The sequence below is a fragment of the Herbaspirillum sp. B65 genome, from assembly GCF_000333555.1.
GTDB classification, from domain to species: domain Bacteria; phylum Pseudomonadota; class Gammaproteobacteria; order Burkholderiales; family Burkholderiaceae_D; genus Herbaspirillum; species Herbaspirillum rubrisubalbicans.
In genome coordinates this window covers 1-1785 of the sequence record NZ_BADI01000650.1, presented here as the reverse complement: position 1 = coordinate 1785, position 1785 = coordinate 1, and the positions used below count along the sequence as shown (strand labels likewise).

The following is a 1785-nucleotide window of genomic DNA, read 5'->3' as shown; positions in this document are numbered from 1 at the left end:
GCCGGAACGTGCATTGCAGATGGGCTTCACCGGTCCCATGCTGCGTGGCTCGGGTATCGCTTGGGACTGCGCAAAGAAGCAGCCGTATGAAGTGTATGACCTGCTGGACTTCGACATCCCCATCGGCAAGAACGGCGACTGCTACGACCGTTACCTGGTGCGTGTGGCCGAGATGCGCCAGTCCAACCGCATCATCAAGCAGTGCGTGGAATGGCTGCGCAACAATCCGGGTCCGGTCATCACCGACAACCACAAGATTGCGCCTCCGAAACGTGCGGACATGAAGTCCAACATGGAAGACCTGATTCACCACTTCAAGCTGTTTACCGAAGGCTTCCGCGTGCCTGCCGGCGAAGCGTATGCCGCCGTCGAGCATCCGAAGGGTGAGTTCGGTATCTACCTGGTCTCCGACGGTGCCAACAAGCCAGTTCGCGCGTCAGCAGGTCATCAAGACCACGGCCGACTTGCCGCCGCAGATGAACGCCAGCTTGAAGAACATGGAGCGCGGCTCCTTGTTCGTGGTGATCGAAGGTCCCACGGCAATCCTGACGTCGGTGCAGGACGTCAAGAGTACGCCGCTGTCGTTGGCGGTGGCCACGCCTCAGATCGTGCAATACCTGGTCACGCAAAAGCAGAATCAGGCTTCCGAACAATTGGTAGAGAACCTCCGCAAGGATGCCAAGATCGAGTATTCGGACCAGGCCAAGTCGTTCAAGGATATGAACGCACAGGCTGCCAAGGCCAATCCGAATGCAGGGGCTGCGGGTGCCACCGGCAAGGATCCCGAGAAGGTGAAGAATGACGCGATTTCGCGTGGTGTGGCCGGTTTCAGGTAAGCAAGTGTTGATCAATATCCGGGCGTCTCACGCCTGAATCAAGAACCTGATGTACTGCGGAGTAATGACAATGATGAGAAAAGTGGTGTTCCTGTTGGTCGGTCTGATGCTCGCCAGTTGGAGTTTGTTCGCCCAGGCCGATGACATCCTGCTGGGTGCGGGCGACGTGATTCGCGTCAAGGTCTATGGCAGTGATGATCTTAGCCTGGAAACCCGCATCAGCGAAGCCGGCGTGATCAGCTATCCGCTGGTGGGTGAAGTCAAGATCGGTGGCCTGTCCACCGCGCAGGCCGAGAGCAAGATTGCCGGTCTGCTCAAGAAGGGCGGCTACCTGCTCAATCCCCAGGTCAACATCCTGGTGACCGTTCCGCAGAGCCAGATGGTGTCGGTGCTGGGCCAGGTCACCAAGCCGGGCCGCTATTCGCTCGATGGCCGGCGCAACGTGGCTGACGTCATTGCACTGGCCGGGGGCGTCACGCCGGATGGCGGCGATGTCGTCACCATCATCCGCAACGATGGCAAGGGCGGCGTCTCCAAGCAACTGGTCGATATCTATGCCATCACCCATAGTGGCGACACCACTTCGCTGCCTGAAGTGGGCGCCAACGACGTGGTGTATGTGGAGCGTGCGTTGCGCTTCTATATCTACGGTGAAGTGCAACGACCGGGCGTCTATAAGCTGGAGCGGGGCACTACGGTGCTGCAGGCGCTTTCCGTGGGCGGTGGTCTGACCCAGCGCGGCACCGAGCGTGGTCTGGTGGTCAAGCGCCGCGATGCCGATGGCAACATGCAGGAAATCCCGGTGAAGAAGGAAGACTTGTTGCAGGCTGATGACACCGTCTATGTCAAGGAAAGCTGGTTCTGACCCGGATGGTCCGCAGCAGGCAGCAGTGGTTTCTCTTTTAGCTATCGAAATACGCCAACCAGGAGGCGTGACCCCATGAATCTC

At 59.0% G+C, this 1785-nt stretch carries 2 protein-coding genes and 1 pseudogene; all 3 read left to right on the top strand.

The features are described from left to right. Positions 1–481 (top strand): annotated as a pseudogene (locus I5W_RS29930) (NADH-quinone oxidoreductase subunit D); the annotation flags it as partial. Continuing rightward, positions 384–836 (top strand): hypothetical protein, encoded by a 453-nt coding sequence (locus I5W_RS15380; protein WP_252717042.1) that lies wholly within the window; start codon positions 384–386, stop codon positions 834–836. The pseudogene I5W_RS29930 and the gene I5W_RS15380, both read left to right, overlap by 98 nt. A gap of 70 nt (positions 837–906) precedes the next feature. Beyond that, positions 907–1701, top strand: a complete 795-nt coding sequence (gene epsE / locus I5W_RS15375) for a polysaccharide export protein EpsE (RefSeq protein ID WP_017450885.1) — start codon at positions 907–909, stop codon at positions 1699–1701. Positions 1702–1785 lie beyond the last annotated feature (84 nt).

Coding starts and splice junctions, on each gene's coding strand:
- epsE (WP_017450885.1), top strand. CDS start 907: ATGATGAGAAAAGTGGTGTTCCTGTTGGTCGGTCTGATGCTCGCCAGT.